The organism is Aeromonas sp. SCS5 (assembly GCF_001887375.1).
Classification (GTDB): Bacteria; Pseudomonadota; Gammaproteobacteria; order Enterobacterales; family Aeromonadaceae; genus Aeromonas; species Aeromonas jandaei.
Window position 1 is genome coordinate 23,526 of sequence record NZ_LFCS01000012.1, and the last position, 20,492, is coordinate 44,017.

The 20,492-nt window shown below is 58.4% G+C and carries 17 protein-coding genes; 8 read left to right on the plus strand and 9 right to left on the minus strand.

The window, feature by feature from the left end; genetic code table 11:
• Positions 1-2 precede the first annotated feature (2 nt).
• Together BS300_RS15810 and BS300_RS15815 are read right to left on the minus strand one after the other, a co-directional pair.
• On the minus strand, positions 3-503 hold the full coding sequence (locus BS300_RS15810; protein WP_041209789.1) for a DUF1993 domain-containing protein: 501 nt from the start codon (positions 501-503) through the stop codon (positions 3-5).
• A gap of 158 nt (positions 504-661) precedes the next feature.
• On the minus strand, positions 662-907 hold the full coding sequence (locus tag BS300_RS15815) for a hypothetical protein (protein ID WP_143241811.1): 246 nt from the start codon (positions 905-907) through the stop codon (positions 662-664).
• A 224-nt stretch (positions 908-1,131) separates the two neighbouring features.
• Here BS300_RS15815 and ydfZ point away from each other — a divergent pair, with 224 nt between their 5' ends.
• The 3 genes from ydfZ (at position 1,132) to BS300_RS21170 (ending at position 3,882) form a co-directional block, all read left to right on the plus strand.
• Positions 1,132-1,329: a putative selenium delivery protein YdfZ gene (gene ydfZ / locus BS300_RS15820; RefSeq protein ID WP_005357022.1), complete on the plus strand. Its 198-nt coding sequence runs from the start codon at positions 1,132-1,134 to the stop codon at positions 1,327-1,329.
• A gap of 685 nt (positions 1,330-2,014) precedes the next feature.
• Positions 2,015-2,899, plus strand: coding sequence for a hypothetical protein (locus BS300_RS21165; RefSeq protein WP_143241812.1), 885 nt, complete (start codon positions 2,015-2,017; stop codon positions 2,897-2,899).
• A 71-nt stretch (positions 2,900-2,970) separates the two neighbouring features.
• A complete protein-coding gene (locus tag BS300_RS21170; protein ID WP_143241813.1) occupies positions 2,971-3,882 on the plus strand; it encodes a hypothetical protein in 912 nt (303 codons plus the stop codon).
• A 129-nt stretch (positions 3,883-4,011) separates the two neighbouring features.
• Here BS300_RS21170 and uvrD read toward each other — a convergent pair whose 3' ends face one another.
• The gene (gene uvrD / locus BS300_RS15825; protein WP_005340805.1) at positions 4,012-6,183 is read right to left on the minus strand and encodes a DNA helicase II; all 2,172 of its coding nucleotides are present in this window, start codon (positions 6,181-6,183) and stop codon (positions 4,012-4,014) included.
• Positions 6,184-6,691: 508 nt separating this feature from the next.
• On the opposite strand from uvrD, the gene BS300_RS15830 reads away from it, so the two are divergent.
• The 4 genes from BS300_RS15830 (at position 6,692) to BS300_RS15845 (ending at position 11,430) form a co-directional block, all read left to right on the plus strand.
• Positions 6,692-7,690 carry a BMP family ABC transporter substrate-binding protein gene (locus BS300_RS15830; protein ID WP_033115676.1) on the plus strand — a complete coding sequence of 333 codons (999 nt, stop codon included), beginning with the start codon at positions 6,692-6,694 and terminating at the stop codon, positions 7,688-7,690.
• A 91-nt stretch (positions 7,691-7,781) separates the two neighbouring features.
• Positions 7,782-9,347 (plus strand): ABC transporter ATP-binding protein, encoded by a 1,566-nt coding sequence (locus BS300_RS15835; RefSeq protein WP_071913910.1) that lies wholly within the window; start codon positions 7,782-7,784, stop codon positions 9,345-9,347.
• The gene (locus tag BS300_RS15840) at positions 9,347-10,462 is read left to right on the plus strand and encodes an ABC transporter permease (protein ID WP_041209784.1); all 1,116 of its coding nucleotides are present in this window, start codon (positions 9,347-9,349) and stop codon (positions 10,460-10,462) included. Before BS300_RS15835 ends, BS300_RS15840 begins: the two co-directional genes overlap by 1 nt.
• 2 nt (positions 10,463-10,464) lie before the next feature.
• A complete protein-coding gene (locus BS300_RS15845) occupies positions 10,465-11,430 on the plus strand; it encodes an ABC transporter permease (RefSeq protein WP_071913912.1) in 966 nt (321 codons plus the stop codon).
• A 169-nt stretch (positions 11,431-11,599) separates the two neighbouring features.
• On the opposite strand, the gene BS300_RS15850 is transcribed toward BS300_RS15845, so the two are convergent.
• Positions 11,600-13,585 carry a bifunctional 2',3'-cyclic-nucleotide 2'-phosphodiesterase/3'-nucleotidase gene (locus BS300_RS15850; RefSeq protein WP_071913914.1) on the minus strand — a complete coding sequence of 662 codons (1,986 nt, stop codon included), beginning with the start codon at positions 13,583-13,585 and terminating at the stop codon, positions 11,600-11,602.
• Between the two features lie 347 nt (positions 13,586-13,932).
• Here BS300_RS15850 and BS300_RS15855 point away from each other — a divergent pair, with 347 nt between their 5' ends.
• Positions 13,933-14,880, plus strand: a complete 948-nt coding sequence (locus BS300_RS15855) for a hypothetical protein (RefSeq protein WP_042029566.1) — start codon at positions 13,933-13,935, stop codon at positions 14,878-14,880.
• Between the two features lie 86 nt (positions 14,881-14,966).
• Here the strand turns inward: BS300_RS15855 and mgtE are convergent, their stop codons facing one another.
• From mgtE to nirC, 5 genes are all read right to left on the minus strand, one after another.
• Positions 14,967-16,391, minus strand: coding sequence for a magnesium transporter (gene mgtE / locus BS300_RS15860; protein ID WP_041209780.1), 1,425 nt, complete (start codon positions 16,389-16,391; stop codon positions 14,967-14,969).
• Between the two features lie 354 nt (positions 16,392-16,745).
• Positions 16,746-17,141, minus strand: coding sequence for a CesT family type III secretion system chaperone (locus BS300_RS15865; protein ID WP_041209779.1), 396 nt, complete (start codon positions 17,139-17,141; stop codon positions 16,746-16,748).
• The gene (locus BS300_RS15870) at positions 17,138-18,100 is read right to left on the minus strand and encodes a YopT-type cysteine protease domain-containing protein (protein ID WP_071914033.1); all 963 of its coding nucleotides are present in this window, start codon (positions 18,098-18,100) and stop codon (positions 17,138-17,140) included. Before BS300_RS15870 ends, BS300_RS15865 begins: the two co-directional genes overlap by 4 nt.
• Before the next feature lie 166 nt (positions 18,101-18,266).
• Positions 18,267-19,667 (minus strand): siroheme synthase CysG, encoded by a 1,401-nt coding sequence (gene cysG, locus BS300_RS15875; protein WP_071913916.1) that lies wholly within the window; start codon positions 19,665-19,667, stop codon positions 18,267-18,269.
• Between the two features lie 12 nt (positions 19,668-19,679).
• Positions 19,680-20,492, minus strand: coding sequence for a nitrite transporter NirC (gene nirC / locus BS300_RS15880; RefSeq protein ID WP_071913918.1), 813 nt, complete (start codon positions 20,490-20,492; stop codon positions 19,680-19,682).

Consider the following 20,492-nt stretch of genomic DNA (forward strand, 5'->3'; position numbering starts at 1 on the left):
CCTTATTGCATATTGAGCCCGCCCAGATAGTCGCGCTTGCCGAGATCGACCCCGGCGCGGCGCAGCAGGGCGTAGGCCATGGTGAGGTGGAAGTAGAAGTTGGGAATGCCGTACTCATGGACGCAGGTATGGCCATCCATCCCCTTGCCGCCCGCCCAGTGGGGCACGTAACGGCCGCTGGCATACTGGCTGTAGTCCGCGTCCAGCTTGCCTTGCAGATAGGTGATGGTCTTACCGATATGGGCGCGCAGATCGGCGATGGTTTTGGGCTCATCGCCCATGGCCGGCAGCTCGCTGTGGCTGGCGGTGGCCACCACGCTGCGGGCTGCATCGCAGCAGATCAGCACCTGCTTGCTGAAAGGCAGCATATCGACGATCAGCCGATCGCCGAAGAAGTTGTCCACGTTGAACTGCTTCGCCGCGGCATGTGCCTCGGCCTTGGCCAGACAGTGATCCAGATTGGTCAGCATCTTGATGAACTGGGCGGTGATATCGCGATTCATGAGCACTCTCCATCTTGTTGAAACAGCGGCCCGCGTGCGCGGCCACGGTGAATGAGACTGGCTAATCGGCCACCAATATACCCCAACCGCTGCCGGGTTCGAGCCCGGCGCGCACAAAAGCGCGGGGCAGGGGCCAGTGATACGACAGGAGGTGGCGATCAGCGGGCGGCGCGCTGCCAGAGCAGGGTCAGGCCGATGCCAAGCACCACAATGACGCCGAACACGAACTCCAGCCCGTCGGGCGAATCCCGGGTGCTGGCAACCAGCGCACAGGCGCCAAAGGTGCAGAGGAGCCCCACATAGACCCGCCAGAAGCGCGGGAAGTCGGTAATGAAATCGACAAGGTCGAGCAGGTCGTCGAGCAGTTGCAGCAGTGACATCATCCCCTCCGGTGGCGCCGTCACACCCAGTTCCCTCAGCTTGGCACGACGGGGTGGCGAGCGATATCCACGCGAGTGATAGCCAGCCGGGCCAACCTAGGGGCGGGCCGCTGCAACGCTGACTTTTTCGCCCCATGAGTCCCTCTCTGCCCCTTTTTTGATCTGTGACATAAATCACCTTTTTTCAGAGGCGTAGGCTGATCCCGCTGCCCGGAGCACCCACCCGGGTACAAGAAAAGGAGAGTGTAATGAAGATCTATGACCGGAACCGAAATGTGCTGAACCAGGGTCAGCGCGTCATGATTGCCGCCACCGGCGCCGTCGACTTCCTGAAAGAGGCTCATACCGACAACATGACTCCCTATCAGGCGGAGCACGAGAAGTGCGTGCTGCTGGCAAACTCCGGTGAGCGCTACGCCCCCATCGAGTTGATTAGACTAGGCTGATCCCTTTCCCTGTCACCCTACTCTTTACAATTCACCCGGCCGCCTCGCCTGACGGCCGGGTTTCTGATCTCCCTTCCTCTACTACCGCAATCTCGTTTGGCTACTCTCTCTGCCGCTGCGCACCGCATGCCGCCCGTCTGTCGCTTGCTTGTGTCGCTTTCTCGCCTTGCGGGAGAGGGGCGGGGTGAGGGAATTGGTTGTCACCAACTGACCGGGGTTGCTCCCTCGCCCTGCGGGAGAGGGCTGGGGTGAGGGCATTGGTTGTCACGAGCTGGCCGCCGCTATCATCCGCCCGCTAACCCATCCCATCTCACCACCCTGTAAATCGGCCAACCCCTTGTTGGCACCTGTGATGGCTGCCCCGAGTCTGAATGGCAGCCAAAACGGTTGGTATAAATTTAATTTATAGGTTTTGCGAAAATGCCATCGTTTTGTCTTATGCCTACAGGTGGCAAGCCATAAGCTCCCATCTGGCTGCCAGCGGGGCTCTGAAGGGCAATGGCCGATTTGAGATAACGGGAATGGCTCGAAGTAAAAGGGACTTATAGGTTTGATTAGCGACAAATAATTGGATGTTCTTAGTATTAAATTGTTAGTGATCACATATTTAATAGGTGCTGTTTCAAATGAGGAATAACTTCCTTTAGCATGATTTTATATTTTCAATGCTGCGTTAGAGGGAACTATGGATTATGCATTGTGCCAAAAAAGTGGTGTGACATATTCAGCTATTGAATTTTCTGGATTCTCGCCTGAGGAACAAAAAAGACTAAAGAATAGTCTTGTGTGTATAGGATGTGGTGATGTTGCCTGGTTCCGCTCTGCAACTAACCCTCTTGCGAAAGTGAAAAGAGCTGCTCATTTCAACTCTCATCATCACCATGCTGATTGCCTATATAGAACATCATACGCTTTAGTCGAAGATGAAACAGATGGAGATCTCTCCACTACACATAAAATCCCATTGGTCGCAGAGTATGTTATTAATCTAGATGATAAGGTTGGTGGCGTTCTAGCTGACATATCATACGAGCAAATACCTGAAAATGAATTTGTAGTTAATCCGAGTGGCGGTGCAATAGGAAAAGGTGCCGGCATTAAAAATGAAACTGAGGCAAGTAAAAGCTTACGTCAACTATTATCTTATTTAAAAAGGTTCCCTGAGTTTAGAAAGTCAGATAAGCAAGTTAGATTGTTTTCTGAGACAGGTAGACTAAAGGTTGATGGAAAAATAAAAGACCTCGCGGTTTCATTTGATGAGGTAAATGATTCTATGGATGACGATAGATATCGTCTATTCTGGGGCGTTGTTGTTGATGCCCAAGATGAAACTCTTGATGGTGGTCTATGGCTTAACGCAAGTGAGTCACGGAAAGGGGTTAGTATAAAGATATTCAAAGATATAAAAGAAAAATTCATATCTTCTTTCCACTTGAAAAACCTGGATGATTTGCAAGGCGCATATGTATTAGTCGCTGGGCAGGTACATTATGCCCCTTCAACAGGGAAGCCTATCATATATTGTTCGATTGTTAATTTCATTACAGTACAAAAGTACAAAGAGTCATAAACATTAAATTCATAATGTAGAACGATATAAAAATACATTGATCGTCTGCTTTAAACTAGATGGGGCATAATGTGATTCAACAACACTTATCTTTAGTACCGGTTAAAATTCAAGAAATTGATAGTATTAGCATGGGGGTTTTACCTAATGGTGAAACATTCCTTTCTCTTCAAGGTTTGGCAAGGTTCTGTGGGTTGGCTCCCAGTTCAGTGATACAACTAGCTCAAGATTGGGCGGCTGGTGATGCACAAGGCAGAACTCGAGGGCAGCAGTTAACAGAACTGATTAAAGAGTGGACCGAATCTGATTCAGTCCCCGATAGCTTATATGTTGAAATTGATAGTCATAACTCTATAACTGGTGTAATTCATGCTGTGCCAGAACAGATAGTGATGGCAATTACTGATTATTATGCCCATTACGCTCAAACAACCAAGTTGGAAGCAGTCCAGAATTATAGGAAAGCTGCAAAGTTAGGTCTGAGAAAGTATATACATGAGCGACTGGGTTATAATGAAAAGGACGTATTTGCTGAAAGTTGGAAACTGTTTCAAGAGAGAGTTCTTAGTAATGAGTCTCCAAAGGGATTTTTTACTATGTTTGATGAGGCTACAACTATTATAGCATCCTTGATTCGAAATAATATTGCAGTTGATGATTCAATTATGCCCGATGGTAGTTTAGGTATCCATTGGGCAAAACATTGGAAAGCCAGTCAACTAGCAGCAGTTTATGGTGAGAGGATTAAAATACATCACAAATATCCCGAGTCATATCGCCAGCTAGATCCTGAGATTAATGCATATCCAATAAGTGCATTATCTGAGTTCAGGGCATGGTTTCAAAATATTTATTTACCTGAGAAATATCCAGCTTACATAAAAAGAAAAGTCGGCGATGGTACTGTTAATTTGGAATCTATGCCTGTTCTTCTCGCAGCAGTAATGCCGCCAGATGTAGCTAGTAAAATTCTAATCAATTAATTTTCATCCCGTTCTCAGTTTTTGACTACAAGGTGTATTCGGATAGCCTCATATTTAAGGTTGTTGCGATGATGATATAAAAACCAACCCGGCCTAAGCCGGGTTGGTTTTTTCAAAAGGCAGGAAAAATCAGAGCGCTTCCAATCTGGCATACGCCGTCACCAGCCACTTGGCGCCGACGTCGTCGAACTGGATCTGCACCCGGCTCTGCTGGCCGACCCCTTCGAAGTTGAGTACCACCCCTTCGCCGAATTTCGGATGGAGCACCCGTTGGCCGAGCTTGATGCCGCTGGCGTCGAAGCTCTGCTGCACCTCGTTCTGGCTGAAGCGGCCGTACTGGGTGGGGCGGCTGACCTGAGTGCGCAGCCGGATCTCTTCCAGACATTCGGCGGGCATCTCGCGGATAAAGCGGCTCGGCTTGTGGAACATCTCGCGGCCGTAGATGCGGCGGCTCTCGGCATAACAGATGTAGAGCTTCTCCATGGCGCGGGTCATGCCGACGTAACAGAGGCGGCGCTCCTCCTCCAGCCGGCCCGACTCCTCGGTCGATTGCTGGCTGGGGAACATGCCTTCTTCCACCCCGACCAACAGCACCAGCGGGAACTCCAAGCCTTTGGCGCTGTGCAATGTCATCAGCTGCACCGCGTCGGCATATTCGTCCGCCTGATTCTCGCCGGATTCCAGCGCCGCGTGGGCGAGGAAGGCGGAGAGATCGCTCATATCCTCCAGCTCGTCCGGGCGCTGGTACTGGCGGCAGGCGGTGACCAGTTCGTCCAGGTTCTCTACCCGCGCCTGGGATTTCTCGCCCTTTTCCGCCAGATACATCGCCTTGAGGCCGGAGTTCTGGATGGCGATATCCGCCTGCTGGTGCAGCGGCAGCAGGGAGACCTGCTCCTCCAGCGCGTCGATCAGCTCGACAAAGCCGCGCACCGCATTGCCGGCGCGACCGGTCAGCACCTTGTCGTTGAGCAGGGCCTTGGCCGATTGCCACAGGTTGAGCCCCTGATCGCGGGCGTTGCCGCGCAGGATCTCGAGGGTGCGATCGCCGATGCCGCGGGTTGGGGTGTTGACCACCCGCTCGAAGCTGGCGTCGTCGCCACGGTTGTTGATAAGCCGCAGGTAGGCCATGGCGTCCTTGATCTCTTGCCGCTCGAAGAAGCGCAGGCCGCCGTAGATGCGGTAGGGCATGGCATCCTGCATCAGCGCCTCTTCCAGCACCCGCGACTGGGCGTTGGAGCGATAGAGGATGGCGCAGTCGGCCAACAGGCCGCCCTTTTCCTTCCAATCCTTGAGGCGGCCGACCACGAAGCGCGCTTCGTCCACCTCGTTGAAGGCGGCGTAGAGCGAAATCGGCTCACCCTCGGCCCCTTCGGTCCACAGCTCCTTGCCAAGACGCTCGGCGTTGTTGGCGATGACGCTGTTGGCGGCCTTGAGGATATTGGCGGTGGAGCGGTAGTTCTGTTCGAGGCGGATGGTCTCGGCGCCCTGATAGTCGGTCAGGAAGCGCTGGATGTTCTCGATCTTGGCGCCGCGCCAGCCGTAGATGGACTGGTCATCGTCGCCGACGATCATCACCTTGCCGCTGTTGCCCGCCAGCATCCGCAGCCAGGCGTACTGGATGCCGTTGGTATCCTGAAACTCGTCCACCAGGATGTTCTGGAAGCGGTCGCGGTAGTGCTCGAGGATGTGCGGTTTGTTCAGCCACAGCTCGTGGGCGCGCAGCAGCAGCTCGGCGAAATCCACCAGTCCGGAGCGATCACAGGTCTCCTGATAGGTCTTGTAGATCTGCTGATAGGTGCGGGTGACGGGATCGCCGTAGAGGTCGATGTCACCGGGGCGCAGTCCTTCGTCCTTCTTGCCGTTGATGTAGCCCATCACGGCGCGCGGGGCCCAGTGCTTCTCGTCGAGGTTGAGCGCCTTGAGCACCCGGCGGATGAGGCGGTACTGGTCGTCGGAGTCGAGGATCTGGAAATCCTGCGGCAGGCCCGCATCCAGATGGTGGGCGCGCAGCAATCGGTGGGCGATGCCGTGGAAGGTGCCGATCCACATGCCGCGCACGCCGTCGCCGATCACTTTTTCGACCCGGCCGCGCATCTCGGCCGCCGCCTTGTTGGTAAAGGTGACCGCGATGATGGAGAAGGGTGAACAGCGTTCCACCTGCATCAGCCAGGCGATACGGTGCACCAGTACCCGGGTCTTGCCCGAACCGGCACCGGCCAGCACCAGCAGGTTGCTGCGGGGCGCCGCAACGGCATCTCTTTGCTTGTCGTTGAGCCCGTCGAGCAGGGTTGAAACGTCCATCACCACTCCTGTTTATTTATACAGGCGGCGATTATACGGCCATCCCCCCGTCAGACCAACTGCAAACTCCGCATGGCGGGCAGGTGAGGGGAGTCGGGCAGGGCGGCTGCGGCGGTTTCTGGTTGGCAAAATGGTTGCGGAGAGGGGATGGTTTCCAGCTGTAGCCAGCAGCCGGATGGCGCGCCGTGCGGTTATTTTGCGAGCCGGATCACGGGGCGATGGGTGGGGCGGATGCCCAACCGGGGAAAACGGTTTAGAGTAACCAATTGAACAATAAGAGAAATGTCGTTTGGGTCTTTTTGTTTGTAGCATAAACAACTGAAAAGCAGCTAAAAAACAACTGCTTATAAGGTTATTTGCTTATAATTCAAACCGTTAACGCAAACGTTTTTCCCTTATCATTTGCTTGACCCGCACCGGGGCTGACTTAGAGTAACCCTGCGTGCTAGATGACCCGCTTCGGCGGGCAAGCAAGTTCCCTCACTTAATAACAATCAAGGATACGATCGTGACTAAAGTGCTCAAACTGGCCACCGTGGCCTCCCTCACTCTCGCTGCTCTCTCTGCTCAGGCTGCTTCCGAGCCGGCCGTGATCTATGACACCGCGGGCAAGTACGACAAATCATTCAACGAAGCCGTGTTCCGTAACGGCGTCGAGCTTTACAACAAGGACAAAGGGGTAAAGGTCAAAGAGTTTGAGCCCCAGAACGAAGCCCAGCGCGAGCAGGGTCTGCGTCGTCTGGCCAGCCGTGGCAACGGCCCGATCGTGGCTGTCGGCTTCAACATGGGTTCTGCGGTAGAGAAGGTTGCGACTGAATTCCCGAAAACCCAGTTCACCATCATCGACATGGTGGTCGACAAGCCGAACGTCCAGTCAGTCATCTTCAAGGAGCATGAAGGTTCCTTCCTGGTGGGCGCACTGGCTGCCATCGCCTCCAAAACCGGCAAGGTCGGTTTCGTGGGCGGCATGGACATCCCGCTGATCCGCAAGTTCGAGTGCGGCTACGAGCAGGGCGCCAAGTACGTCAATCCGAAGATCGAAGTGTTCCAGAACATGGCAGGCTCCACCCCGGCCGCGTTTGCTGACCCGGCCAAAGGTGCCGAGCTGGCCAAGTCCCAGTTCGCCAAGGGCGCTGACGTGGTTTACGCCGCAGCCGGCGGTACCGGTATCGGTGTCTATCAGGCAGCCAAGGACAGCGGCAAGTTTGCCATCGGCGTAGACTCCAACCAGAACCACCTGCAACCGGGCACCATGCTGACCTCCATGGTCAAGTCTGTGGGTCTGGCTGCCTACCAAACCTGGGATGACGCGGCCAAAGGCCAGTGGAAACCGGGTATCAAGAACCTGGGTCTGGCCGAAGGCGGTGTGGATTGGGCGCTCGACAAGGACAACGAGAAGCTGATCACTCCGGAGATGAAAGCCAAGGTGGATGCCATCAAGGCCGAAATTATTTCAGGCAAGGTCAAGGTTCATGACTACATGAGCGACAATACCTGCAAATACTAATTAGATAGTTGCTGCTACGACTCTCAACGCACCGACCGGCCCGCACGGGCCGGTTTTTACAGTCTTATTTCATGAAACGCAGGGCTGCATCATGGACCAGACAGATCGCTATGCCATCGAATTAAGAGGTATCGATAAGCGGTTCGGCGAAGTGTACGCCAACAAGCTGATCGACCTTAAGGTTCGGAAAGGCAGTATTCACGGCATCGTTGGCGAAAACGGCGCCGGTAAATCCACCCTGATGAGCATCATTTACGGCTTCTACCATGCCGATAAAGGCGAGATGTTCATCGACGGGAATCCTTTCAAACCCCACGGTTCACAAGATGCGATTGCCGCAGGCGTGGGCATGGTGCACCAGCACTTCATGCTGGTGAACAACTTTACGGTTTTGGAAAACGTCATCCTCGGCGCTGAAAATGGCTGGCACCTTCAGCAGAGCGTGGCGTCGGCAGAGAAGCTGCTCGGCGAGTTGGCGCGGGACTATGGTCTCGAAGTGCCGCTGCACGAGAAGGTGGAAGATCTGCCGGTGGGCCTGCAACAGCGGGTCGAAATTCTCAAGGCGCTCTATCGCGGTGCCCGCATCCTGATCCTCGACGAGCCGACCGGGGTACTCACCCCGCAAGAGGCGGATCACCTGTTCAAGGTGCTGGAGAAGCTGCGGGATCAGGGGGCGACCATCATCCTCATCACTCACAAGCTGCGCGAGATCCTGGCCATCACGGATCAGGTCTCCATCATGCGCCGCGGCGAGATGGTGGCGCACGTTGCCACCAAGGATACCGACAAGGAGCAGCTGGCCGAACTGATGGTGGGCCGCAAGGTGCGCCTCAAGGTCGACAAGGGGCCGACCCAGCCGGGCGAAGCCAAGCTGAAGGTCGAGGGGCTCAGCTACTTCGACGCCAGCAAGGTGGAGCGGGTCAAGTCGGTCAGCTTCGAGGTGCGCGCCGGTGAAGTGGTTGGCATCGCCGGGGTCTCCGGCAACGGCCAGTCCGAGCTGCTGAGCCTGCTTGGCGGCATCATCAAGCCGAGCAAGGGCGGCTTTACCATCAGCAGCCGCAGCGGCGTGCACAAGGTGAGCGCCGAGCAGGCAGCCGATCCCGAGATGGTGCGCAACTTCGGCCTCGGCCATGTGCCGGAAGATCGCCACAAGATGGGTCTCATCAACCGCTTCGAGGCGAAAGAGGCCTTTATCCTCGGTTATCACCGCCGTCCGCAGTACAACAAGGGGTGGCTGCAGAACAAAGAGGCGATCCAGCAGGATTGCCAGGCCAAGATGGAGAAGTGGGACGTGCGCCCGCCCCATCCCGACCACAAGACAGCCAACTTCTCCGGTGGCAACCAGCAGAAGCTGGTGATCGCCCGTGAAGTGGAGCAGGACCCGGATGTGCTGTTGATCGGCCAGCCGACCCGCGGGGTCGACATCGGTGCTATCGAGTATATCCACCAGCAGATCATCGCCATGCGCGACAAGGGCAAGGCGGTGCTGCTGGTCTCGGTGGAGCTGGACGAGATCATGAGTCTCTCTGACCGCATTCTGGTTATTGCCGACGGTCGCATCGTCGGCGAGCTGGATGCCGCCAAAGCGGACGAGCGCACTATCGGCCTGATGATGGCCAACATAGTGCCGGATGAAGTTGCCAAGGAGGCCCACTGATGAGCCAAGTACGTATTCCTGCCTGGGTCTCCGTGGGCGTCGTGTCTGCGGTCAACATCCTGCTGGCCTTCCTGGTGTCGGCCATCCTGTTCTACTACCTCGAGATCAACCCGGTCGATGCCGCCAAGATTATGTGGTACGGCGCGTTCGGCACCGGTGAAGGGTTTGGTTTCACCCTCTACTACGCAACCGGCTTTATCTTCACCGGTCTGTCGGTAGCGGTCGCCTTCCACGCCGGTCTGTTCAACATCGGCGGTGAAGGTCAGGCCTATATCGGTGGTCTGGGGGTCGGTCTGGTCTGTCTGACCCTCGGCGATGTGCTGCCGTTCTCCCTGCTGTTGCCGCTCTCCATCGTTGCCGGTGGTCTGTTCGGTGCGGCCTGGGCCTTTATTCCGGCCTGGCTGCAAGCCAAGCGCGGCAGCCACATCGTTATCACCACCATCATGTTCAACTTCATCGCCGCCTCGCTGATGGCCTATCTGCTGGTGGAGGTGTTCAAGCCGCCCGGTTCGATGGCGACCGAGAGCCGGGTCTTCGCCGAAGCGAGCTGGCTGCCCAAGATGACCGGGCTGGCGAGCCTGTTTGGCGTCGAGATGCCGAACAGCCCGCTCAACATCAGCTTCTTCTGGGCGCTGATCTGTGCGGCGCTGGTGTGGGTCTTTATCTGGCACACCCGCTGGGGCTACGAGATCCGCTCGGTCGGCGCCAGCCAGAGTGCCTCCGCCTACGCCGGTATCTCCTATCCCAAGGTAGTGATCCTGGCCATGGTCATCTCCGGCATGCTGTCGGGCTTCTTCGCCCTCAACGTGCTGCAGGGTGAGCTGCACCAGATCAAGCTCAACTTCGTGGAAGGATTCGGCTTCACCGGTATCGCGGTGGCGCTGATGGGGCGCAACCATCCGGTCGGCGTCATCATCGCCAGCCTGCTGTTCGGTTTCCTCTATCAGGGGGGCGCCGAGCTCAGCTTCGAGTTCGGTGTCGACCGCAACATCGTCGTGGTGTTGCAGGGGCTGGTGATCCTGTTCTGTGGCGCCCTTGAGCACATGATGCGTCCGCGCATCGAGCAGCTCTATCTGGCGTTTGCCAACCGCTCTGCGCAAGTCAAGGGGGCCTGATCATGTTTGAAATTCTGATCCTGATGCTGGATGCCACCATCCGTACCGCGCCGCCCCTTATTCTGGCCGCCATGGCCGGCATGTTCTGCGAGCGCTCCGGGGTGGTCAACATCGCACTGGAAGGCAAACTGCTGGCGGCGGCGTTCGCCAGTGGTGCTGCGGCGGCGGTCTCCGGTTCCGCCTGGGTGGGACTGGGTGCCGGGGTTGCCATCTCGGTGCTGTTTGCCCTGATGCACGGCTTTGCCACCATCACCCACCGCGGTGATCAGGTGGTGAGCGGGATGGCCATCAACATTCTGGCGGCCGGTCTGACCGTGACGCTGGGTCGTTACTGGTTCGATCAGGGTGGCCAGACGCCGGCGCTCTCCGGCGATGCCCGTTTTGCTCCCATCGACTTCCCCTATGCCAAGGAGCTCTACGATGTGCCGGTGATTGGCCAGCTCTACAGCGAGCTCTTGAGCGGCCACTCCCTGCTGGAGTACGTGGCGTTCGCCTGCGTGCCGCTGGCCTGGTGGGTGATGTTCCGTACCCGCTTCGGTCTGCGGCTGCGGGCGGTGGGCGAGGCGCCTGCAGCGGTCGATACCGCCGGTATCTCTGTGGTGCGGATGCGCTACACCGCGCTCCTCATCGGCGGCCTGCTGGCCGGTATCGGTGGCACCTATCTGGCGGTGGCCCAGACGGCCCAGTTCATCCCCAACATGAGTGCGGGCAAGGGCTTTATGGCGCTGGCGGCGCTGGTGTTCGGCAAGTGGCGTCCCTGGAATGCCATGGCAGCCTGCCTGCTGTTCGGCTTCCTCGATGCGGTCGCCATCCGCCTGCAAGGGGTCAGCATCGGCGGCTTCGCCATTCCGGTGCAGGCCATCGAGGCACTGCCCTACATCCTGACCGTGTTCCTGCTGGCCGGTTTTATCGGCCGTGCGGTGGCACCCAAGGCGCTTGGTACCCCCTATGTGAAGGAGCGGGAGTAACGCTCTTAAGTGCGATATTCCCGATCACACAGATAACAGCAGGCCCACTTCGGTGGGCCTGTTTTTTTATGGCTACCGCGTGGATATAGCGGCTGTCTTGTCGGGCGGGCTGGAAATAAAAAAGCCCCCTCATATGGGAGGGGGCTTGGCTGGGTGGCTGGTTTCTGACTCAGGGAACCAGCTTGTAGACACCAAAGCCGGGGTGCTTGGGATCGCTGGCGGGTAGGGTCTCCACATAGTTCAGCTTGCCGCCGGTCAGGGCTTGCGCCTCGCTGCGTGGGGAGCTGTAGATACGCAGATCCAGCGTGCCGGGCAGAGGGGCCAGCTGCCAGTTGTTGTCTGCCGCCGGCGTAAAGCCGCCCGGGTAGTTGGTGGCCAGCAGCTTCAGATACTCGGAGAGCACTTCGCGCGTTTCGAAAGGATCTTCATGGACGATCACCTTGCTGTTGATGCCCGGGAAGTTGCCACCGCCGCTGGCGCGGTAGTTGTTGGTCACCACATAGAACATCTGGGCCGGATCGACCGGTTGCCCCTGATAGGTAAGGTCGGTGATGCGGTAGCTGTCGCTCACCTTGTTGCCATCCACGTCGTAGCGGGCTGCCTTGGTCACATCAACCTTGTAGTTGACCCCGTCGATGACATCGAAGTTGTAGGTACGGTACTTCTCGTTGACCAGCCACTGGGTTGCTGTATTCGCGGGGTCGATCTTGTTGAACTGGACAGCGCTCTTCTCCAGCCACTCCTTGACGGTGGCACCGTTGATGGCCACGACCTGCAGGGTGTTGGGGTAGACATAGAGGTCGGCCACATTGCGCAGGGAGATATTGCCCGCTGGCACATAGGTGAAATCGGTCGGGCCATTGCGGCCCCCGCGGAACGGTGCGGCGGCGGAGAGGATAGGCCACTTCTCCTTGAGCTGACCATCCTGCTGCAACTTCTTGGCGTGCCAGAGCTGGGCATCGCTGACGATCTGGATGGAGGGGTCATCCTGTACCAGCGCAAAGAAGCTGTGGATGGGTTGGGTAATCTTGCTGAGGGGCTCGTCCAGCCACTGGTTGGCTTGCTCGTGCTCGGTGATGACCTGATCGACCACCGCCTGATCTTCCACGCTGGTGGCGCTGCTGTCGATCTTGCGCAGCTGTGCCTGGCTGGAGCTGACCTGCCAGCGACCATCCTGCCAGGTCATATGCAGGTCAATGATGCCGAGGTGGTTACCCCATACGCCGGGCATGACAGCCGGTACGCCCGCCAGGGTGCCCTTGTCGTTATCCACGTCGGTCATGTTGGGGTAATCACCCGGGAAGGTGCGGTGGGCGTGGCCCAGCAGCAGGGCGTTGACCCCTTTCACCTTGGCCAGCGGCAGCGCGGCGTTCTCCATCAGTGGCTCGCGCGGGTCACCAATAATGCCGGTGTGGGCGACCACCACTACGATGTCGGCGCCTTTGGCCTGCATCTCGGGCACATAGTGCTCGGCGGTCTCGACCATATCGGCCACCACCACCTTGCCCTCCAGATTGCGCTTGTCCCACTGGGTGATCTGGGGCGGCGTCAGGCCGAGTACGCCAACCTTGATGGTCTGGTTGTTGCCGTTGGCATCTTTCACCTGACGATCAAGCAGCACGTAGGGTTTGAACTTTTGCTGGCTCCAGTCGATGGTGCCCTTGCCATCGCGACTGAAGGCATCGGCCTCGAAGACGTTGGCATTGATATAGGGGTAGTTGGCCCCCTTGAGCGTCGCGGCGAGGAAGTCGAGCCCGAAATTGAATTCGTGGTTACCCAGGTTGCCGACATCATAGTTCAGGGTGTTCAGCGCCTTGATGGCGGGGTGGGTCTGCTTGCTCAGCCACTGCTGCTTGACCTGCTGGTCGTGGATGTAGTCGGCCAGTGGGGTGCCCTGAATCAGATCGCCGTTATCGATCAGCAGGTTGTTGGCGTTTTCCTCGCGCGCCTTGCGGATCAGCACTGCAGTACGGGAGAAGCCGAGCGAGGCATCCGGCTTGTTCTGGTAGTAGTCATAACCCAGCAGGTTGGAGTGGATATCCGAGGTCTCTATCAGCCTCAGGTTGACGTCACCGGGAGCCTGGGAGTTGTTGTCGTTGCAGCCGGATAGCAAAAGAATAACGGCCACTGCGCTCAATTTGAGAGTGGTTTTCATGGGTAGGGTTCTCTTTGTTATGGGAATTGCCAGCACCGGGCATTTTATCGGCGACCAAAGAGGGTGGCTGTGAGCCTGCTAACACTCCCGGCTAAGATGGCTCCTATCAATAGAGCTATGGGTCTGATTTGGCGGTTTTTTCCAATTTTGGCTCGCCATGCGTGGCGCCTTGTATTGCTGCGGTTTCGCTAAAAAAGGGTGGGGTAATTGGATTTTTTTGGGGCCTTTTTGCTCGTCTGTAATGGTTGGTTACAGATCTCCATTCGACTGCCGAGTGACCTCTCAATTAAATTCAGCGCCGATTTATTGCACCTCTAATTACAAAGCAATCGCAAGGAACAACAACCATGAGAATGTGTAACAAGGCGCTGCTGGCTCTGGCCTGCACTGCAGCACTGTCTGCCTGTGATGGCGAAAAAGCCGCCAACAGTATTGCCAAGCGCCTGCCGCTGGATCTGCCGGAGGTTGGTGTTCACGAAGCCAACCTGCTGGGTCGGGACAAAGATGGCGCCCCATTGAAGATGATTGCCGGCGCCGAGGGATTTGCTCTGGTCTATCCCGAGCGAAACAAAGAGCAACGCTGGGGCGTTTGGGCCGAGATGGAAAAGAATGACACGGCTTCCCAATGGCTGGGCAAAACCGGTAAAGATGCCGATAAAGATGGCATCTACCCCATTTCGGTTATTCGTGACTCCGAGCGAGGTCTCACGCATTCCGGCAGCTCGGAAAGCAATTATCATCTGATCTCCTTCAAGGAGCAGGAGGTAGTCAACCTCAAGGGGCAGACCGAAAAGCTCAGAGCGTTTGACTTTGCCACCAACGGTCTCAAATTTGGCGACAATACCGAAATTTTTGCTGGGTGGCGTGGCCAGATCTCCACTCGGAAACTGGCTTCACTCTCGATTGAAAATGGTGCCCGTTGGAGCGAGGCGGACTATAAAGGCGAGACAGACGCTATGGTCGGGGATATCAAGACCAGCAACAACAGCGGTGCATTGACCGTTGAAATTCAATTCCCCTACCATGGTTGCACTCTGGTGGGCACAGGTACCGCGAGCGCAGGACTGAGTGCGCTGACGTTTACCGGATTTGCGGATCCCAAGTGCAACTTCAACAGAGAGATGGTCGGTGCTGGCTATATTGCTGATAAGTGGCTCAAGGGGCTGAAGGCAGCCAAAAATGGTGAGATTGCCTACTCCACAGTGATCAAGCACCCGCAAACCAGCAAAGAGACTCTGGTGATCGGCTTCCCCGAGATGAATGGTTTTGTGCTGATGGCTGACAAGCAGCCGTAATGACTTCCACATGTTTTCCTCTCCGTTTTCACCCCGGCTATGCCGGGGTTTTTTATATGAAGAGGAGGGGATTTTCTTGCGCGGGTTTAGAGCAGGAACAGGGTGGCGAGGCCGAGGAAGATAAAGAAGCCGCCGGTGTCGGTGATGGCGGTGATCATCACGCTGGCACCCACGGCCGGATCGCGGCCGAGCCGGTTCATGGTCATGGGGATAATCACCCCCATCAGCGCCGCCACCAGCAGGTTGAGCACCATGGCAAGCGTCATCACGGCGCCCAGCGCCGCATCCTGATAGAGCAGGAAGGTGGCTACCCCCATGGTGCCGCCCCATACCAGCCCGTTGATCAGCGCCACCCCGAGTTCCCGTAGCAGCAGGAAGGAGAGGTTGCCCGCCTGAATGTGCTGCAGCGCCAGCGCCCGCACTATCATGGTGATGGTCTGGTTGCCGGTGTTGCCGCCGATCCCCGCCACGATGGGCATCAGGGCCGCCAGCGCCACCAGCTGGGAGATGGTGTGCTCGAACAGGCCGATCACCCGCGAGGCGACAAAGGCGGTGCAGAGATTGATGGCAAGCCAGGCCCAACGGGTCTTGACCGCCTTGGAGACAGGAGCGAATACATCCTCCTCTTCACTGATACCCCCCATCCGGCGCAGGTCGGTGTCGCTCTCCTCATAGACCAGATCCACCACCTCTTCGACGGTGAGGCGGCCCATCAGCTTGCCCTTGCCATCCACCACGGCGGCGGAGAGCAGGTCATCCCGCTCGAAGGTGCGGGCGGCCGCTTCGTCGTTATCCTCCGGATCGAAGGTGACCGGGTCCTGCTCCATCACCGCATTCACCCGGGTATCCGGCTTGTGCAGCAGCACCGTGGTGAGCGGCAGCTCCCCCAGCAGGTGGTTGCGCCGGTCGATGACGAACAGCTTGTCGGTGTTGGCGGGGATCTTGCCGCGCAGACGCAGATAGCGCTGCACGGTGGCGAGCGTCACCTCGGGGCGGATGGTGATGATCTCGAAATCCATCATGGCGCCGACGGTGTGCTTGCCGTAGCGGATCACCTCGCGCACCCGATCCCGGTCGGCGGGGGCCATGTAGGTGAGCAGCCGTCCCATCAGGTTGCGGGGCAGGTATTGGCCCAGATAGATCTGATCGTCGATATCGAGGGTGCGCAGGGCATCGAGCAGCTCTTTGTCGCTCATGCCGCTGATGAGGCTGTCCCACACCGTCTCCGACGCTTCGACTAGGGTCTGGCCGCGCTTCTCTTCACTCACCAGCGCCCACAATACATGGCGCTCATCCGGCGGCAGCGACTCCAGCGCATCGGCGACGTCGGCGGCGGGCAGGCTGTTGACCAGCCGGGTCAGCTCGCTGGTCTGGTCGCGCTGTTCGGCATCCTGCACCGCCTGCGGATCGAGCAGGCTGTCGGTGAGGGCGTCATCGCGCAGCAGCAGGGTGAGAATGCGGGATCTGTCTTCCGCACGTTGCCTGGCGCTGTTTTTGATGGGAAGAGACATGAAGAGGTTCCTGAGCTGGTGGCCATAGGGCCGAATAGCCATAGGATACCAGACTTAAAACAACAGGTTATGACGGCGCGCAGTGGTGCAGAGATTTATCCGGCAGAGATCGGGCGGGGGCTTGGCGCAGGTGGAGTGACAGGAGGAGGGCGGTTTCGAGGTGAAAATGACTATGTATAAATTTAATTTATGGATTTTCCCTGAATGGCCCAACTTTAACTTATGACGAGAGGGTTGATCCCTTCAGCCCGTTTCAATGCTCACAGATTGCCAGCCATGGCCATCGCCCGATCTCGGTGAGACGGTTGCTCGGCCGGGATCGGGTGACGGGGGGCGACCCCGGGCTGAGGTGGTTCAAATTCTCAGCAGGTGGGGGCTTGCTCGCAACGAGCCGTGGCAGTCTGGCGGGGCAAGCCGGGCCTCGGCATCGTCGATAAATCGTTCTAGCCAAGCTTCAAGACTCGTCTGATCCAGCAGTGCCAGAGGATATTGTGACCAGAGGATCGTCTGCCCATCCAGCGTACCCTGTACATGGGCTGGCCACTGGGCACCGAACAGGTTGTCGCTGGGGGGCTGGAGGGGGCCCAGTTCACAGTAGAGTTGCAGCCATTGTTCCTGATAACAGCCGATCATCACCCGCAGGCGCTCGTCGACCAGCAGGGTATAAACCCCCTCTTCGGAGGGAAGAGGAGTTATCCCCAGCCGGTTGAACAGCCCCTCTACCAGTTCCCGATAGGTGGAATGGCTCATGCGTCAGCCCCCTTGAAGTTGTAAACCTCGAACTCCTGCCCAAGTCCGATCTCAAGATTGTATTTGGAGCCTGGCCAGAAGGCGTTGGTAAACCAGTTTTTGAACTGTTCCTTGTCAGGGAAATGGAACTCGCCAAAGTTGGGATCGAAGAAGGTAACTCCCTGTTGTTCATCCACATGGGCTGCCACTGTGTGGCCGGCCATCTTGCCCGAGAAACTGATCTTCTTGTACTCGGCACTTTCACCTCGGGTATCCAGAATCGCTGCAACCAGCTGCTCCGGGCCTTGTGAACCTGTCTGGCCAGAAACAGGGGGCATTGGATAACCGGATTTGCTCATTCGCGGTACGAGGTTGTGGTCGGTGAGCCAGTTGCTTGTGACCTGAGCCTGATCGACGTGTTCTTGCATGCCGTCCATCTGCAACTGCTTGATGGAGACCAGCGTGTCAATTTGAAACTGACCTTTCTGGCCGCCGGTATAGAGCTGGTTGAACAGGCTATCACCCTTGGCATGGCTACTGATCCAGTGGGCGGAGATCGACTCGCACACGCCGCCCGAAGTGTCCCCGTGTTTCATGATCTCACCGAGGAAGGCCCCCTTGGTCTGAGCGAACTTGAAGGTGACGCTGCCGCCATGCTGGGGTACCGAGTCACGGACTGTGCCGAGGAATAGGCGAACGCCGAGGTGTATCAGGCGATCTTTGATCATGCTGAAGCGGAAGGCGCTGGTCGGGTTGGGTTTGCCGTCGCTGGTCAGCTGGCGATCCAGCAGAGAGCGACCAGGCAGGTTGTGCTGCACGGCGGCGGAGAAGCGGGCCAGCAGCCCGGGGCGTTCGGTTATGGATTGCAGGTCACGTTTGGCTAATGGACCATCGTGCTTGGGGATGTTTGTTGGGCTGATGGGGGCTGATATTGAGGTGCCGCTGGTATGCTGCGATTGGCTGATGGAGGTGATTGTCATCATCATTACCCGTGGATGTTTGCTCTTTACATGGGGGCTTGATGATAGAGGTTGTCCAGTGCAGCGGGCTGTCAGGAATTCAGCCTGATTTTAACACTATTGGGCGCATTGTCGGGTCAGGTTGCGGGGCAGAGAAAACGCCTCTTAAGAGAGGCGTTGGCAGGGTTCAGGCGAGGGCTCGCTGAGGCTGTGGTGCCGCGCCAAACCAGGCGAGCCGGTCGGCCAGGGTCACCACCGAGCCCACCATGATGAGGGCAGGACTCTCGACCCCCACCGCCAGCGCGGGCAGCTCATCAAGGGTGCCGCGAATGACCCGCTGGCAGGGCTGGGTGCCGCGCTCGATCAGCGCCACCGGGGTGTCGCCCCCCTTGCCGTGGGCCAGCAGCTGCTCGCGGATGGTGGCGCAGGATGAGAGCCCCATGTAGAACACCAGCGTCTGCTTGTCTTTGGCCAGCAGCGGCCAGTCGAGATCCCGGGCGCCACCCTTGCCGTGGGCGGTGACGAAGCGCACGCTCTGGGCGTGGTCGCGGTGCGTGAGCGGAATGCCGGCGTAGGCGGCGCAGCCGCTGGCCGCGGTGATGCCGGGCACCACCTGAAAGCCGATGCCTGTGCCGACCAGCGTCTCCAGCTCCTCGCCGCCACGGCCGAAGATAAAGGGATCGCCCCCCTTGAGACGCACCACCCGTTGCCCCTTCTTCGCCTCCTCCAGCAAGAGCTGGTTGATCCCCTCCTGCGGCACGCAGTGGTTGCCCGCCTGCTTGCCGACGAAGATGCGTTTGGCGTCGCGGCGCACCAGCGCCATCACCTCGTCGGAGACCAGCCGGTCATAGACCACCACGTCGGCCTGCTGCATCTGGCGCAGGGCGTGCAGGGTGAGCAGACCCGGATCGCCGGGGCCGGCTCCCACCAGTACCACCTCGCCTCCGGTCTGGCTCCCGTCGGCAAACAGGTTGTCGGCCAGCTGGTTGGCAGAGGCGCTATCACCGCGGGCCAGCGCTTGACCGAGCCGATCCGCTCCGAGCATCCGCTCCCAGAAGCGACGCCGCTCCCCCATGCTGGCGAAGCGGGCCTTGACCCGCTCCCGCAGGCTACCGGCAAAGGTCGCCACGGCCCCCAGATGTTGCGGCAGCAGGGCTTCCAGTTTTTCCCGCAGCAGCCGGGCCAGCACCGGCGCCTTGCCGCCGGAGGAGATGGCTACCATCAGCGGCGAGCGGTCGATGATCGACGGCATGATGAAGCTGGAGCGTTTCGGGTCATCCACCACGTTGGCAAAGATCCGCGCCTGATTGGCGCTCTGGTAGACCAGTGCGTTCACCTCGCGCCGATCGGTAGCGGCCACCACCAGCCACTTGCCCGCCAGTTGTTCCGGCACAAATTCACCGGCCAGCCACTCGATGCTCCCGTTGGCAACCAGTTCCGCCAGCTCGGGGTCGAGCTCGGGTGCGACCACTGTGAGCTGGGCACCGGCATCCAGCAGCAGGCGCGCCTTGCGCTCTGCCACGTCGCCGCCGCCGACCAGCAGCACGGGTTTGTTGTCGAGTCGGCAAAAGATGGGCAAGTAGTCCATGGGGCCTCCGGATCAGGCGGTTCGGGTCTGGTTGGCGGTGCTGGTGGTTTCGCTCACCGCGAGCGGGCGCTCAGCCTTGGGGGTGGCATACCAGTAGCCGAGGCCCATAAAGAGGGCGCCGGAGACGGTGTTGCCCAGGGTCACCCACAGCAGGTTGTGGCCGATGCCGCCCAGGGTGTAGGCATCGGAATGGGCACCGAACCAGGAGAGGGCGAACAGGGTCATGTTGGCGATGGAGTGCTCGTAGCCGGAGGCGATAAAGGCCAGCAGACACCACCAGATGGCGATGAAGCGGGCAGCCCCTTCGGTGCGCAGCGCCATCCAGATGGCGAGGCAGACCAGCCAGTTGCAGAGGATCCCCTTCATAAACAGGGTCAGGGCCGGAGCCTGGGTTTTGGCCAGCGCCACCTTGTGGGCTAGGCTGCCCGCATCCGGCAGCAGGCTGCCGCCGTAGGAGTAGATGAGCGCTACCACGATGGAGCCAATCAGGTTGCCGGCCCAGGTCTGCGGCAGGATGCGCAGCAGGTCGGCCATGGTGATCTTGCCCGTCTTCACCCCGAAGGTGAGGAACATGGTGTGGCCGGTAAACAGCTCGGAGCCGGCGATGATGACCAGGGTCAGGGCGATGCCGAAGGTGGCCCCCATCACCAGCGGCCGGATGGCGGGATCCACCAGATTGCCGAGGGTGAAGATGAGGATGATGCCGAGGCCCACATAGGCCCCCGCCATGGCGGAGCTGAGCCAGAAGCCGAGCTTGTCGCTGCGCTCGAAGCGGTTGATGCGGGCCGCGTTGGCGGCGCACTTGTTGATGGTTTCCGTGTACAT

Bases quoted from the DNA above. Each gene is read 5' to 3' on its own strand.
- BS300_RS21165 (WP_143241812.1), top strand. From the start codon at position 2,015: ATGGATTATGCATTGTGCCAAAAAAGTGGTGTGACATATTCAGCTATT.
- uvrD (WP_005340805.1), bottom strand. From the start codon at position 6,183: ATGGACGTTTCAACCCTGCTCGACGGGCTCAACGACAAGCAAAGAGAT.
- BS300_RS15840 (WP_041209784.1), top strand. From the start codon at position 9,347: ATGAGCCAAGTACGTATTCCTGCCTGGGTCTCCGTGGGCGTCGTGTCT.
- ydfZ (WP_005357022.1), top strand. From the start codon at position 1,132: ATGAAGATCTATGACCGGAACCGAAATGTGCTGAACCAGGGTCAGCGC.
- BS300_RS15835 (WP_071913910.1), top strand. From the start codon at position 7,782: ATGGACCAGACAGATCGCTATGCCATCGAATTAAGAGGTATCGATAAG.
- BS300_RS15870 (WP_071914033.1), bottom strand. From the start codon at position 18,100: ATGACAATCACCTCCATCAGCCAATCGCAGCATACCAGCGGCACCTCA.
- BS300_RS15850 (WP_071913914.1), bottom strand. From the start codon at position 13,585: ATGAAAACCACTCTCAAATTGAGCGCAGTGGCCGTTATTCTTTTGCTA.
- cysG (WP_071913916.1), bottom strand. From the start codon at position 19,667: ATGGACTACTTGCCCATCTTTTGCCGACTCGACAACAAACCCGTGCTG.
- BS300_RS15810 (WP_041209789.1), bottom strand. From the start codon at position 503: ATGAATCGCGATATCACCGCCCAGTTCATCAAGATGCTGACCAATCTG.
- nirC (WP_071913918.1), bottom strand. From the start codon at position 20,492: ATGTACACGGAAACCATCAACAAGTGCGCCGCCAACGCGGCCCGCATC.
- BS300_RS15855 (WP_042029566.1), top strand. From the start codon at position 13,933: ATGAGAATGTGTAACAAGGCGCTGCTGGCTCTGGCCTGCACTGCAGCA.
- mgtE (WP_041209780.1), bottom strand. From the start codon at position 16,391: ATGTCTCTTCCCATCAAAAACAGCGCCAGGCAACGTGCGGAAGACAGA.
- BS300_RS15865 (WP_041209779.1), bottom strand. From the start codon at position 17,141: ATGAGCCATTCCACCTATCGGGAACTGGTAGAGGGGCTGTTCAACCGG.
- BS300_RS15845 (WP_071913912.1), top strand. From the start codon at position 10,465: ATGTTTGAAATTCTGATCCTGATGCTGGATGCCACCATCCGTACCGCG.